Origin of the sequence: Streptomyces sp. NPDC057302 (assembly GCF_042667685.1) — a bacterium.
Taxonomy (GTDB): domain Bacteria; phylum Actinomycetota; class Actinomycetes; order Streptomycetales; family Streptomycetaceae; genus Streptomyces.
In genome coordinates this window covers 1-13,034 of record NZ_JBHUZJ010000135.1, presented here as the reverse complement: position 1 = coordinate 13,034, position 13,034 = coordinate 1, and the positions used below count along the sequence as shown (strand labels likewise).

Annotated in this window: 10 protein-coding genes; 6 read left to right on the top strand and 4 right to left on the bottom strand. The window is 68.5% G+C overall.

Features of this window, described 5'->3' with window-relative positions; all coding sequences use genetic code 11:
- A partial coding sequence (locus ACFUPX_RS42750) for a DNA-directed RNA polymerase subunit alpha C-terminal domain-containing protein (protein ID WP_383334922.1) occupies nt 1-648 on the top strand: 648 nt, incomplete at its 5' end.
- A 107-nt stretch (nt 649-755) separates the two neighbouring features.
- Here the strand turns inward: ACFUPX_RS42750 and ACFUPX_RS42745 are convergent.
- Nucleotides 756-1,595: an SDR family oxidoreductase gene (locus tag ACFUPX_RS42745; protein ID WP_383334920.1), complete on the bottom strand. Its 840-nt coding sequence runs from the start codon at nt 1,593-1,595 to the stop codon at nt 756-758.
- Nucleotides 1,596-1,687: 92 nt separating this feature from the next.
- Here ACFUPX_RS42745 and ACFUPX_RS42740 point away from each other — a divergent pair, with 92 nt between their 5' ends.
- Nucleotides 1,688-2,059, top strand: coding sequence for a winged helix-turn-helix transcriptional regulator (locus ACFUPX_RS42740; RefSeq protein ID WP_383334918.1), 372 nt, complete (start codon nt 1,688-1,690; stop codon nt 2,057-2,059).
- Nucleotides 2,060-2,097: 38 nt separating this feature from the next.
- Here the strand turns inward: ACFUPX_RS42740 and ACFUPX_RS42735 are convergent, their stop codons facing one another.
- Nucleotides 2,098-3,351, bottom strand: a complete 1,254-nt coding sequence (locus ACFUPX_RS42735) for an alpha/beta hydrolase family protein (protein ID WP_383334917.1) — start codon at nt 3,349-3,351, stop codon at nt 2,098-2,100.
- Nucleotides 3,352-3,499: 148 nt separating this feature from the next.
- Nucleotides 3,500-4,063: a dihydrofolate reductase family protein gene (locus ACFUPX_RS42730; RefSeq protein ID WP_383334915.1), complete on the bottom strand. Its 564-nt coding sequence runs from the start codon at nt 4,061-4,063 to the stop codon at nt 3,500-3,502.
- Nucleotides 4,064-4,815: 752 nt separating this feature from the next.
- Between ACFUPX_RS42730 and ACFUPX_RS42725 the strand changes: the two genes are divergently transcribed.
- The 3 genes from ACFUPX_RS42725 to rph all read left to right on the top strand — a co-directional run bounded on the left by ACFUPX_RS42725 (nt 4,816) and on the right by rph (nt 9,720).
- Complete coding sequence (locus ACFUPX_RS42725; RefSeq protein WP_383334913.1) at nt 4,816-5,592, top strand: hypothetical protein; 777 nt, start codon at nt 4,816-4,818, stop codon at nt 5,590-5,592.
- A 164-nt stretch (nt 5,593-5,756) separates the two neighbouring features.
- Nucleotides 5,757-6,587, top strand: a complete 831-nt coding sequence (gene nadE / locus ACFUPX_RS42720; RefSeq protein WP_383334911.1) for an ammonia-dependent NAD(+) synthetase — start codon at nt 5,757-5,759, stop codon at nt 6,585-6,587.
- A gap of 535 nt (nt 6,588-7,122) precedes the next feature.
- Nucleotides 7,123-9,720 carry a rifamycin-inactivating phosphotransferase gene (gene rph, locus ACFUPX_RS42715; protein ID WP_383334924.1) on the top strand — a complete coding sequence of 866 codons (2,598 nt, stop codon included), beginning with the start codon at nt 7,123-7,125 and terminating at the stop codon, nt 9,718-9,720.
- 250 nt (nt 9,721-9,970) lie between these two features.
- On the opposite strand, the gene ACFUPX_RS42710 is transcribed toward rph, so the two are convergent.
- Entirely contained in the window at nt 9,971-11,584 is a 1,614-nt protein-coding gene (locus ACFUPX_RS42710; RefSeq protein WP_383334909.1) for a class I adenylate-forming enzyme family protein, read from the bottom strand.
- Nucleotides 11,585-11,759: 175 nt separating this feature from the next.
- On the opposite strand from ACFUPX_RS42710, the gene ACFUPX_RS42705 reads away from it, so the two are divergent.
- Complete coding sequence (locus tag ACFUPX_RS42705; RefSeq protein WP_383334907.1) at nt 11,760-12,818, top strand: VWA domain-containing protein; 1,059 nt, start codon at nt 11,760-11,762, stop codon at nt 12,816-12,818.
- Nucleotides 12,819-13,034: the final 216 nt, after the last annotated feature.

Genomic DNA, 13,034 nt, shown 5'->3' with positions numbered 1-13,034 from the left:
GGCAAGGGCAAGCTCGAAGTCGAACTGACCGTCGAGCGCGGCCGCGGCTACGTCTCCGCCGTGCAGAACAAGCAGATCGGCCAGGAGATCGGCCGCATCCCCGTCGACTCCATCTACTCGCCGGTCCTCAAGGTCACCTACAAGGTCGAGGCGACCCGTGTCGAGCAGCGCACCGACTTCGACAAGCTGATCGTCGACATCGAGACCAAGCAGGCCATGCGCCCGCGCGACGCCATGGCCTCCGCCGGCAAGACCCTGGTCGAGCTGTTCGGCCTGGCCCGCGAGCTCAACACCGAGGCCGAGGGCATCGACATGGGCCCCTCGCCCACCGACGCCGCCCTGGCCGCCGACCTGGTCCTGCCCATCGAGGACCTGGACCTGACCGTGCGCTCCTACAACTGCCTCAAGCGCGAGGGCATCCACTCCGTGGGCGAACTCGTCGCCCGCTCCGAGGCCGACCTCCTGGACATCCGCAACTTCGGAGCCAAGTCCATCGACGAGATCAAGGCCAAGCTCGCCGGCATGGGCCTCATGCTCCGCGACAGCCCGCCCGGCTTCGACCCCATCACCGCCGCGGACAGCTACACCACCCACGAGGCCGACGAAGCCGACACCGACGCCGGATTCGTCGAGACCGAGCAGTACTGACACACCCCGCAGGACACCCTGCCCCTGGCCGCGCGGAAACCAAGCCCCCCTTGGACCGCGCGGCCAGTTTCAGGTCGTGTCCCGGTGCGGTCCGCAGCTGTGCGGCCTCAGCGGAAAGCGCCGGTGTTGCGGGCGACCCAGTCGCTGAAGGGGCGGGGCGCGCGGCCGAGGACTCGCTCCACGTCCGGGCTGATGCGTAGTTCGACCGGGTTCGGGGCGGAGATGATGTCCAAGGTGTCGTCGGCGAGTTCCGCCGGCACGAACTGGGTCATCATGGCCTTGGCCTCGTCACGGGTGAGTTCGTGGAACCGTACGGGCGAGCCGAGCACGGAGGCGATCGCCTCCGTCTGCTGACGCGGGGTGATCACCTCCGGTCCGGTCAGCTCGTACACCCCGCCGGTGTGCCGGTCCTCCAGCAGGCAGGCCGCCGCGACCTCGGCGATGTCCGCCGGGTCGATGACCGGCACCCCCACGTCGCCGAAGGGTGCGGCGACCATCCCTTGCGTACGGACGGACTGCGCCCAGCCCAGGGCGTTGGAGGCGAAGCCGCCCGGTCGCAGGACGGCCCAGTCCAGGCCGGACTCCCGCAACATGTCCTCCACCGCACGCATCGCGACCCGCGACGGGCCGAGCGGTCTGGTCGCCACGCCCTGCGAGGACAGCAGGACGACCCGGCGGACCCCACTGGCCGCGGCGAGGTCGATGATGTCGGCCGGCCTGGCTTCGGGGGCGTGCAGGTCGCCGGACAGCAGGAGGAACAGCGCCTTCGCCCCGTCCAACGCGGGCGTGAGGCTTGCCGTGTCGGCCAGGTCGGCCGGCACGTGCCGGACTCCTTCCGGCACCGCCGCTGCGTTCCGCGACACCGCCGTCACCTGCTCGCCCGCCTCGGCCAGGGCCTGCGTCAAAGGCCTTCCAATATTTCCGGTAGCCCCGGTCACCACGATCATGTTCAGCTCCTCATCCGTTGTGCGCTGCGGCAACTGACGTTAGGAGCGGCGCTTACTTTCCGTAAGGACGTACCTATAGGTAAGCTCCGGACATGACGGAAGGCGCGCAGCTGACACAGGCCGAGACGGGCAACCGGTATGACGTGTTTCACACCGACTGCCCCGCTCGCGGCGTGGTCGACCATGTGACCAGCAGGTGGGGCATCTGGGTGCTGATCGCCTTGCGCACCAACGACCTCCGGTTCTACGAGCTGCGCGACAGCATCCAGGGCATCAGCGAGAAGATGCTCGCTCAGACCTTGCGCGCGCTGGTTCAGGACGGCCTCGTCTGGCGGGAGGTGGAGCCGACGACGCCGCCCCAGGTGAGCTACGGGCTCACCGAGTTCGGTCAGGACATCGGCGAACCGCTGACGGACTTGTTCGACCGAATCACCCAGCGGCTGCCGCCACACAGCCCGGGATAGTGCGTTGACCGCGGGACGCCCTCCCTCCCGCGGTCACGTCAAGGAGAGTGGAAGGCAACCTCCGGATTGGCCTTCGACGGGCCCTCCAGCAGGGACCTGCGCCGGTCCCGGAGGTGCTGGTCGAAGAAGGCGGTGACGTATCCGGCCGTGATCTGGCCCGAGCGTTCTCCGGACAGGGGGGCCGAGCGGTCGGTCATCCCCACCTGCCCACCCAGGACGGGCAGGTCGGTGAACGTGAGGTGTCCGGATCCGGCGACCGTGAGCCAGCGCTTCCAGCCGTGGAGGCTCCGCCATGCGCGAGGCCAGGAAGCATCGTCGGCGCGCGGATCGTGGCCCTTGCGGCTGCCCAGCATGAGCACCGGGCGGCCGGTTCCGGCAGTCGGGACCGGAGCGAAGAAGCTGCCGTCCAGGTTGGCTGCGGCGCGGATCCGGCGGTCGGTGCCCATGGCCACGGCCGACGCGTTACCGCCGAGCGAATGGCCGGCGGCGCCGATCTGCCTGGGGTCGATCAGCGCCGCGTAGTCGGGGTGTGGCCCGTCGCCGAGGTGGGCGCCCTTGCTCAACGCGTCGATGACGAAGGACATGTCCGCCGCACGATTCCGAGCGGCTTTGACCAGCACCTTGTTCTCTCCCGAGTTGCCGTGCGGCGCCTTCTCGACCTGCTCGCAGGCGACACAAGTACGTATCCGCGAGGACTGGCCGCCCGCGCCGGGGAACTTGGTTCCGAAGGACTCGTACGCATGGTCGACGAGAGCTACGAGGTAGCCCTGGGAGGCCAGTTCCTCCGCGAGGCCGGTCAGTGTGGCACGGTGCAGGGTGAAGCCCGGAGAGAGGACCACGAGCGGGTGTCTGCCCTTGACCGGACGGGCGCCGGGCCTGGCGTTCGTCCGAACGGCAGCGACTCGCTCGGCGCCGATCCGCTTGTCCAACTGCTGCCCCTTCAACAGCAGTTCCGCCTCCTTGTCGGCCAGATACGGCGCACGCGCGCCACCGCCGCGCAGAGCCGGATAGAAGACCGACACCATCAACTCCCGCGCCCCTGACGAAGGCACCCACACATCACGGCGGCTCGTATCCACCAGGTGGAGGGTGTCCCGCCCGATGCTGTGAGGTCCCGACGGGCGCGGCAGTGAAAGTCCGGCCTCCCGCCCCGACGCCGAAGCGGGTCCACGCGATGGCGAGCCGTCGCCGCCGCACGCGGCGACGGTCGGAACGAGGAGGGCGAAGGCCGCCAAAGCTGCTGTGACTCCACGCCGGGGACGATGGCGATTGCGACTGCGATTTCTGATCATGCCCATGAGCGTAGGAACCAGGGGGAGGTGTCCGGCACCGGCGAAAGTACGGAGCGCTCCCTAACTTTCGTCTATGGCCGCGTTCCTGCTGTGAAATGCCGGTGGCGCACCGGCCGTTGTCGGCAGGGTCGGCACACGCGGCGGCCGGCTAGCGCGCCACGCGGTAGCGGAGGTAGACGACCTTCGAGCTGAAGGTGCGGGTCTCGACGAGTTCGAGGTCCACCTGGTGCTCGCGCCGGGGGAAGAACGGAATGCCGCCGCCCACCAGCACCGGGTAGACCACGACCCGGTACTCGTCGATCAGGCCCGCCGCGGCCGCCTCGGCGGCGAGAGTCGCGCCGCCGATCGCGATGTCGCCCTCCCCCGGCTCGGCACGCAACCGCTCGATCTCCTCCGCCACGCCGCCGGCGACCAGGCGCGCGTTGCCCTGTACCGCCGACAGCGTGGTGGAGAACACCACCTTGGGGAGCGGCTTCCAGAGCTCGGTCCATTCGCGCATCGAGTCGTCGAGCGACGGATCCTGGTCGGCGGTCTCCCAGTACAGCATCGTCTCGTACAGCCGCCGTCCCAGCAGGTGGACGCCGACCTCTCGAACCTCTTCGATCCAGAAGCGGAAGACCTCCTCGACGGGCGCCGCCCAGTCGAAGCCGCCGTCCGGCCCGACGATGTAGCCGTCGAGCGAAACGCTCATCGAATAGGTCACGCTGCGCATCAGAAGCCCTCCTCGGTAACGGATTCGCCAGTACGACCGCCGGACTCAGCAGGACTCATCGCGACGCGCACGTCATCTCGCGTCGCGCTCAACTCTCAGTGCGCCCGGGCAGTTTCCAAACTCGTTGCCGCCACGTCAAGGCCCATCCGCACCCCGTCGACGACCTCGCCGGGACTCTCAGGAAGATTGATACCTCCATCGCCCTCGGATCCATCGGCCGCCTGAGCGGGCCCGGCCACAGCAAAGGCTGCGGCCGCAACGGTCAGGGCAACAACAGCGCGCTTAACGTTCCTCATGCCCAGCAGAACGACAACGGGGTGCCCAGGTTTCGCTCTCCCCTCGACTCCGGCGCACCGCAACCGGGTATCCACCCGTGTGCCGCAACAAGGAGACCGATGGCCCGCAGAGCCCGGCCGCGCCGGAGTGAAGCTCAGCGGCCGCGCCGCTGGTTCAGGATGCCCAGAGCGATTCCGATCACCACCAGCGCCAGCGCCGTCACCTGCGCCCATGGGGGCACCAGGTCCCATCCTTTGTACGCGATGACCATCACGCCTCCTTGATCTGATGGGCATCGGATTCCCATTCTGTAGATCAATACGGTGGCCTGCCGCATCATGTGGGGCAGCCCGCGGGCGTTGGACCACCAGGACCGTGGATCATTGGTTCATTACTGCTGTGATCCCAGGGGGGACTCGATGCATTCCATCAGCGGCATGCCACTTAGGCGTGCGCGAAGAACTACAACCGCCATCATGGCCGCGACGGTCGCGCTCGGCGCACTGGCCGGGTGCGGCTCCGTCGGCGACGGTGCGAAGGGGAACGGCAAGGCGGACAGTTCGAAACCGCCGGCGGTCGGCACATCAGAGGAAGGCAGCGGGTCGCGCAGCGGCGCCCGCGCAGCGCGGCTCATCCAGAAGGCGATCGACGTGACGCTCGATCAGGACTATCTCACCTCGACCCAGCGGACGAAGAGCGAGGGAACGACCGTCCAACACAGCGCGGTGCGCGGGGCCAGGACGGAATGCGAGATGCGCATCCGGAAGGGCAACAAGTCCCTCGACTTCTTCGAGACCGCCTCCTCCCTCTACACACGGGGCAGCAAGGAAGCGCTCATGATGTCGGACAAAGCGAAGAACGACCCGGTGCGGGTGAGGGTGATGGCTGACCGGTGGGTGGAGCGTAACGCCGAGGTCTACAAAGTCATGCGGGACATGTGCGCCTCAAAGACCCGGCGTACCTGGTTGAAGAAGCGAATGCCTTCCTTGGATGAACTCACCGAGGCGAACCCGACACAGCGGTCTGCGGTAGTGCAGGGACAACGCGTCACCAAGATCACGTACGCGCGTGAGGGGGGCCCACTGGAGTTTCACATCGCCCGCGAGGGCACTCCTTTTCTGCTGCGTGTCACCTACCCGGCCAAGGACCTCGACGAGTCGTTCAGCGACTTCGGCAAGCCCTTCCGCGTGACCGCTCCCCGGGGAGCGGTCACAGACTACGAGATAGCCGAAGAGGTGCTCGGGGCCCAGTGACCCGCGATGCGCGTCAGGCCGGCGTGATGCCTTGGGAGCGACCTTGACCGTGTCATTGGCCGAGGCTCACGCGGGCCGGCGGGCGGCCGACGGCGCATCGAGCGGGCGCTTGAAGTTAGGGTGCCGCGACAGCACATCACGTACCGGAACAACAAGGAGCAGACGTGAGCGAGTCGGCGTCCATCGCCCTGCAGCAGGAGATCGCCCAGGAATTGCAGGTCGCCGAGACCTTCGATGCCGAGCGGGAGGTCGAACGCCGCGTCACCTTCCTCGCCGAGCGGCTGACCTCGACCGGTCTGCGCTCCCTCGTGCTCGGCATCAGCGGCGGCGTCGACTCCACCGCCACCGGCCGGCTGTGCCAGCTCGCCGTCGAGCGGGCCCGGGCCGCCGGACACGAAGCGCGGTTCTACGCGATGCGGCTGCCCTACGGGGTGCAGGCCGACGAGCACGACGCTCAGCTCGCGCTCTCCTTCATCCAGGCCGACCACGTGCTGACCGTGGACATCAAGCCCGCGAGCGACGCCGCGCTCGATGCCTCGCTGGCCGCCGGTGTCAGCTTCCGCGACGCCCGCCACCAGGACTTCGTCCACGGCAACATCAAGGCCCGGCAGCGCATGATTGCCCAGTATGTGGTGGCCGGTGCGCATGACGGCCTGGTCGTCGGCACCGACCATGCCGCCGAGGCGGTCTCCGGCTTCTTCACCAAGTTCGGCGACGGCGCGGCCGACCTGGTCCCGCTGACCGGGCTGACCAAGCGCCGGGTGCGCGCCCTCGCGGACACCCTTGGCGCGCCCGCCGAGCTGGTGTGGAAGTCCCCGACGGCCGACCTGGAGACCCTCGACCCGGGCAAGGCCGACGAGGACGCACTCGGGGTCACCTACGACAACATCGACGACTTCCTGGAAGGCAAGCCGGTGGACGAGCAGGTCTTCAAAACAATCATCAGCCGCTACCGCCTCACCGACCACAAGCGCCAGCTGCCCACCGCCCCCTGAGGAGCCGTGTCTGTCCCAGCGGGCCGCAGCACCGGTGATCTGCCGAAGAGCGACTCGGGCGGCACCGGTGTCAGTGTCAGTGTCAAGCGCCGACCGGGGGGGCTGACCCGCATGTGCCTGCGGGTGGCATGAGGAACGACAAAGGCAAGGAGAGATCTCTCCTTGCCACTCTCAACATATAGCGCACTGGGGGGCTTGCGGCAAGACCCGGGTGGTGGCGCAGAATCGTCCGCCGAGGCCACAACCTGCGGAAATGAGGGCACTACGTGCGTGTGTTGTCGACGTGTGGGGGACGCGGTGACGTCGGACCAGGAGAACTGGCGGCGGTCGGATCGGTAGTGCGATCGCGGTTGCTCAGGGCGGTGGTGCGCGGGTGCGTGTCACCTGGCTGGGCGGTGCGGTCGGCCGACTCCTCAGAGGTGAGGCAGCCTGGGACGAGGACGTGCCTGACAAGAGGTTCGACAGGGCTGGAGGCGTCGGTGGTTCGATCGGCCGGTGCGGTGCGACGGAGCACGGCTACCTCGGAGGTACCGCGATGATCGAGCAGTACGTGGTGGGGCTCGATGAGGTCGACCAGACGCAGCTCGCGCTCGTCGGCGGCAAGGGCGCGCACCTGGGCGGGCTGTCACGGATCGACGGCGTCCGCGTGCCTCCCGGCTTCTGCGTGACGACGGACGCCTTCCGGCGGGTCATGGCGCAGGCGCCGTCGATCGACGATCGGCTCTCTGAGCTGTCGCTCCTGGATCCGGACGACCGGGAGGCGATCCGCACGCTCAGCGCGCAGATCCGCCGGGCCATCGAAGAGACCGTGATCCCGGACGATCTCGCGGCGGCGATCACCCACGCGCTCCCCCAGTCCGGCGAGCAAGCCGCCTACGCCGTCCGGTCCAGCGCGACGGCGGAGGACCTGCCGACGGCTTCCTTCGCCGGCCAGCAGGACACGTATCTGAACGTCATGGGGCCCGCGGCGATCCTCCGGCACGTCAGCCGGTGCTGGGCCTCGCTCTTCACCGAGCGGGCCGTGACCTACCGCCAGCGCAACGGCGTCGACCACCGTACGGTCCTCATGGCCGTGGTCGTGCAACGGATGGTCTTCCCCTATGCGGCCGGTGTCCTGTTCACGGCCGATCCCGTCACGGGCAACCGGAAGGTCGCCACCGTCGACGCCGGATTCGGCCTCGGTGAGGCCCTGGTCTCCGGTCTGGTGAACCCTGACGTCTTCAAGGTTCGAAACGGCGAAGTCATCTCGAAGGCGATCGCCGCCAAGCAGCGTGCCGTCCACGCCCTCCCCGCAGGCGGTACGCAGGAAGTGGCGATCGATTCGCGGCGGCAGGAGCAGCCGGCGCTGACGGACGCGCAGGTCGTACGGCTCGTGCAGCTCGGGCGCCGGATCGAAGCGCACTTCGGCAGCCCGCAGGACATCGAATGGTGTCTGGTCGACGGCGACTTCCAGATCGTGCAGAGCCGGCCGATCACGACGCTGTTCCCGATCCCCCGGGCCGACGACCAGGAGAATCATGTCTACGTCTCCGTAGGCCATCAGCAGATGATGACCGACCCCATGAAGCCCCTGGGGGTTTCCATGAGGCAGCTGACGGCCATGGTGACGATGCACGAGGCGGGCGGGAGGCTGTTCGTGGACGTGGCGCGGCGCCTGGCCTCGCCCGCGAGCCGCGCCGGTCTTCTGGACCTCATGGGCAGAGGCGATCCGCTGATCAGGGACGCGTTGGAGACCGTCATCGACCGCGACGATTTCGTCCCGTCGCTTCCGGACACGGTTCCCGGCAGGCCGCCGGTCATCGGTACGTCCACTCCGACCGAGGCCGATCCGGCCATCGTCGCCGAGCTGATCGAGCGCAGTCGGACGTCCGTCGCCGCCCTGGAGCGCGACATCCGGACGAAGACGGGACCGGCGCTGTTCGACTTCCTGCTGGACGCCTTCGAGGAGCACAAGCGAGTCCTCGGTGACCCGCTGAACATGCAGGCGATCATGGCGGGGATGGAAGCCACGTGGTGGCTCAACGACCGGCTGCAGCAGTGGCTGGGCGAGAAGAACGCGGCGGACACCCTGACCCTGTCCGCCCCCGACAACGTCACGTCGGAGATGGGCCTTGCGCTGCTCGACGTCGCGGATGTGATCCGCCCGCTGCCGGAGGTGGTGGCGTTCCTGCAAGGCGTCGAGGACGAGGGATTCCTGGACGAGCTGGGGAAGCTCGCGGGCGGGGCCGAAGCGCGCGACGCCATCGAGGCCTACCTCGACCTGTACGGCATGCGCTGCGTCGGCGAGATCGACATCACGAGGCCCCGTTGGAGCGAGCGTCCCAGCACGCTCGTGCCCGTGATCCTCGACAACGTCAGGAACTTCGGGCCGGGCGCTGCCGCGCGGCGCTTCGAGCAAGGGCGGCAGAAGGCGCTGGCGAAGGAGCAGGACGTCGTGTCACGCCTGCGGGCGCTGCCGGACGGGGACCAGAAGGCCGATGAGGCCAAGCGGATGATCGATCAGGTCCGCAGCTTCATCGGATACCGGGAGTATCCGAAGTACGGGATCGTCAGCCGCACCTTCCTCTACAAGCAGGCCTTGCTGGAGGAGGCCGAGCGCCTCGTGCAGGCCGGTGTGCTCGCCGAGAAGGAGGACGTCTTCCACCTCACGTTCCAGGAGTTCCACGACGTCGCGCGCTCGCACCAGGTGGACGACGGGCTGATCCAGCGGCGCATGGAGGCCTTCCGGTCCTACCAGGCGCTCACACCGCCCCGGGTGCTCACGTCGGACGGCGAGGCCGTCACCGGGGTGTACCGGCGCGACGACGTGCCGCCCGGTGCCCTGATCGGCCTCCCGGTCTCCGCCGGGACCATCGAGGGGAGGGCCCGCGTCATCCTCGACATGGCGGACGCCGATCTCGAAGCGGGCGACATCCTGGTCACGACCTTCACGGACCCCAGCTGGTCGCCGCTGTTCGTCGGGATCGCGGGCCTGGTGACGGAGGTGGGCGGCTTGATGACCCATGGGGCGGTGATCGCCAGGGAGTACGGCTTGCCGGCGGTCGTGGGCGTGGAGCAGGCCACTCGGCTGATCCAAGACGGGCAGCGGATCCGGGTGCACGGAACCGGCGGGTACGTCGAAGTCCTGGATTGACCGGTGCACGTGGCCTGACACCCGAAGCAGGCGGCTGCGAGATCATGCTGTCGCCTCCGGGCTTGGCTGCCGTGGGAGGCGGGCGGAGGACGGGGGTGTAGGCGCCCCCTCCCCTCCTCATCGACCAGCGCGTCAACTCGACCAGACCGTTCACCGCGTCGGTGACGGCAGCGAACTGCAAAGTCCACATCCGCACGAAACGACCTGTCCGCGGCTGCGTCGGCAGCGGCGCCTACCGGCTACCGGCGTCCTAGGACACGCTCGCCCACTCCGCGCGCAGCACCTTCTTGTCCACCTTGCCGACCTTCGTCGTCGGCAACTTGCCCAGCAGCACCGTCTTCCGGGGCGTGTACAGCTCCCCCAACTCGGCGGTCACCGCGGCGCCGACCTCGTCCGGGTCGACGTCGGCGCCCTCCGCCGTGGCCAGGAAGATCTGGACGGCCTCTCCGAACTCCTCGTCCGGCACGCCCAGCGCTGCCGCGTTGCGCACTCCGGGCAGGGTCAGCAGGAAGTCCTCCAGGACCCTGGAGTAGACGTTGTCGCTGGTGCTGCCGGTGACGATGATGTCCTTGGCCCGGTCCACGAGGTAGAGGTAGCCCTCGGCGTCGAGGTAGCCCATGTCCCCGGTGCGCAGCCAGCCGTCGTGAAGTGCCTCGGCGGTACGCTCCGGGTCCTCGTAGTAGCCGAGCATCACCGTCTCGCCCCGTACGCACACCTCGCCGACCTGCCTCGCGGGCAGCGCCGCCGTGCCGTCTTCGGCGCGGATCTCGATCTCGGTGTCGGATATCGCACGACCGCAGCTGCGCCAGAGCTCGGGCCGCCTGGCTCCCTCCGTGGCGAGGTCCTCCGCGCCGAACGCGGCGATGCCGAGCGCCTCCGACTGCCCGTAGCCCTGGCTGAGTACCGGCCCGAAGACCTCGACCGCCTGCTGCAGCCGGCTCGGCGACGTGGCCGCGCCGCCGACGACAACCCGTCGCAGCGCCGGAAGCGCGCCCGGCACGCACTCCGGGTGGTCGAGAAGCGCGTACAGCATCGGCGGTACGAACATGGTGGCGGTGATCCGCTCCTCGCGCAGCACCGCCAGCGCCGCGCCCGCTTCGAACTCGGGCAGCACGACGAGGGCGGACCCCGTCACCAGGGCCTGGACCGAGGTGAGGTGGCCGCTGCCGTGCGTGAGCAGCGTGGAGGCGAGCACCCTGTCCGAGCCCGGGTTCATGGCCGGGAAGACCGTGGGGCGGGACTCCTGCGGGGCATCCTCCACCAGGTCCACCAGCACGTCGTAGAGCCGGTGGCTGTGCGCGGCGAGCTTGGGGCGGCCCAGGGTGCCGCCGGTGTACAGGACCGTGACGGCTTCGTCCGCTCCCGGGGCGGGCACGCCCTCGGGGCGCGCTTCCGGGCAGACGGCTGCCAGGGCCAGCAGGTCCGCACACCCCTGCTCGCAGGGCCCGAGGCTGAGCAGCACGGGGGCGTGGGCGCTGCGGGCGGCCGCGTCGGCGGCCCGCTGGGCGAAGAGCGGGTCGGTGACGACGGCGCGCGCCCGCGACTGCTCGACCAGCGCGGCGAGCTCGCCGGGTCCGGGCTCGGGCGGCAGGAACACCACGCGGCAGCCTATGAGATGGACCGCGAGCTGGACCAGGACGGAGTCCACACGATTGGCCAGGAACAGCCCCACTCCGTCGCCGGGTTCGAGCCCCTGGTGGCGCAGTGCGTGCCCCAACCGGAACAACCGCCGCCGCGCCTCCCCCCGGGTCAGCCGCTGCGCGCCCTGGACGAGGACCTCGACGTCCTCGTCCTTGTACCAGTGCTCCAGGATGTGGTCCACGTACGTCCGGGACACCGATGGCTGCCGTTCATTAATGATCATGGGCATATGCAAACATGCCACTCGGGAGGCATGGCCCCGCAGGGGGCGACTTCGGCCATTGACCGGCGAAGTATCATGCCCTTCCGCAGGCAGGGTGACGGCGCCTCAAAGGGCGTTGTCAGTGGCTCCCCATAGAGTGAAATCACTCGGGAAGCTTCGGAGAAGGAGCAGAACTATGTCTGCCAACAGGATCCAGCACAAGGTCAATCACGTCGCGCTGGTAGTGGACTGTTCGGGTTCCATGCGTCCGCATCAGAACCAACTCGTGCGCGTGGTGGACGAGTTCGTGGCGGGGTTGAAGGCCGAGTCGGACAGCCTCGGGCACGAGACCCGGATCAGTCTGTACTCCTTCGACCACAGGGTGGAGAACCTGGTGTGGGACATGGACGTGAAGCACCTGCCGTCCATGCGGGGTCTCTACCAGGTCAACAACGGTGCCACGGCGCTGATTGAGGCTTCGGTGAAGTCCCTGGACGACCTGGGGCACATATGGGAGGAGTACGGCGAGCACAGCTTCCTCCAGATCGTGGTGACGGACGGCGAGGAGAACGCCTCCGGCGGCGACAGGCGGCACGACGGCGACATGACCATCCTCGGCCCGTGGCTCGACAAGATCGCGGCGAAGATGGGCGGGCTTCCGGGCCACTGGACCTCCGCGATCCTCGTTCCGAACTCCCTGGCCAAGCGGACCGCCCAGAACTACGGCTTCCCGTCCGGGAACATCGCCATCTGGGACGCGGATTCCCAGGAGGGAGTCGAGGAGGCCATCGGCACCGTGCGCGCCGCCGCCACCAGTTTCCTGCGGGCCCGCGAGAAGGGCGTACGCGGCACGAAGAACCTGTTCGCCGTCGGTCAGGACATATCGGTCGACGAGGTGCGGGCGAATCTCGAACCGGTGCCGGCCGACATGTACCGGCTCCTGAAGGTCGACAAGGAGGTCGAGATCCGTCCCTTCGTCGATTCACATCCGGGCGTGACGTACGAACGTGGTGCGTGCTTCTACCAGTTGGGTGCCCGTGCACAGGTCCAGCCGGACAAGGAAGTCATCGTGGTCGAGAAGGACACCGACCGCGCCTACACAGGCGATGCGGCACGCAGCCTGCTGTTCGGTTCGGGGATCCAGGGGACCGTCTCGGTGAAGGCGGGGAACAACCCCAAGTTGGAGGTCTACGTGCAGAGCCGCTCGGTGAACAGGAAGCTCAAGCCGAAGACGCGTCTGCTCATCATGCTCTGAGCCGGGCGGCGCTTCGCCCCCGCTCGGCGAGATCCCGCCGGGCGTCACAAGCTGATCGACACCGGCCGGCCGGTGTCTCGCGGGCGGATGCGCCGAGGAATGCGACAGGGCCCGGATCCTTTGAGGATCCGGGCCCTGTCGGGTGGTAGCGGGGACAGGATTTGAACCTGCGACCTCTGGGTTATGAGCCCAGCGAGCTACCGAGCTGCTCCACCC

What these genes read in the sequence shown, in the direction of transcription:
- ACFUPX_RS42710 (WP_383334909.1), bottom strand. Translation starts at nt 11,584, where the DNA reads ATGATCATTAATGAACGGCAGCCATCGGTGTCCCGGACGTACGTGGAC.
- ACFUPX_RS42740 (WP_383334918.1), top strand. Translation starts at nt 1,688, where the DNA reads ATGACGGAAGGCGCGCAGCTGACACAGGCCGAGACGGGCAACCGGTAT.
- ACFUPX_RS42745 (WP_383334920.1), bottom strand. Translation starts at nt 1,595, where the DNA reads ATGATCGTGGTGACCGGGGCTACCGGAAATATTGGAAGGCCTTTGACG.
- ACFUPX_RS42705 (WP_383334907.1), top strand. Translation starts at nt 11,760, where the DNA reads ATGTCTGCCAACAGGATCCAGCACAAGGTCAATCACGTCGCGCTGGTA.
- ACFUPX_RS42730 (WP_383334915.1), bottom strand. Translation starts at nt 4,063, where the DNA reads ATGCGCAGCGTGACCTATTCGATGAGCGTTTCGCTCGACGGCTACATC.
- ACFUPX_RS42735 (WP_383334917.1), bottom strand. Translation starts at nt 3,351, where the DNA reads ATGATCAGAAATCGCAGTCGCAATCGCCATCGTCCCCGGCGTGGAGTC.
- rph (WP_383334924.1), top strand. Translation starts at nt 7,123, where the DNA reads ATGATCGAGCAGTACGTGGTGGGGCTCGATGAGGTCGACCAGACGCAG.
- ACFUPX_RS42725 (WP_383334913.1), top strand. Translation starts at nt 4,816, where the DNA reads ATGGCCGCGACGGTCGCGCTCGGCGCACTGGCCGGGTGCGGCTCCGTC.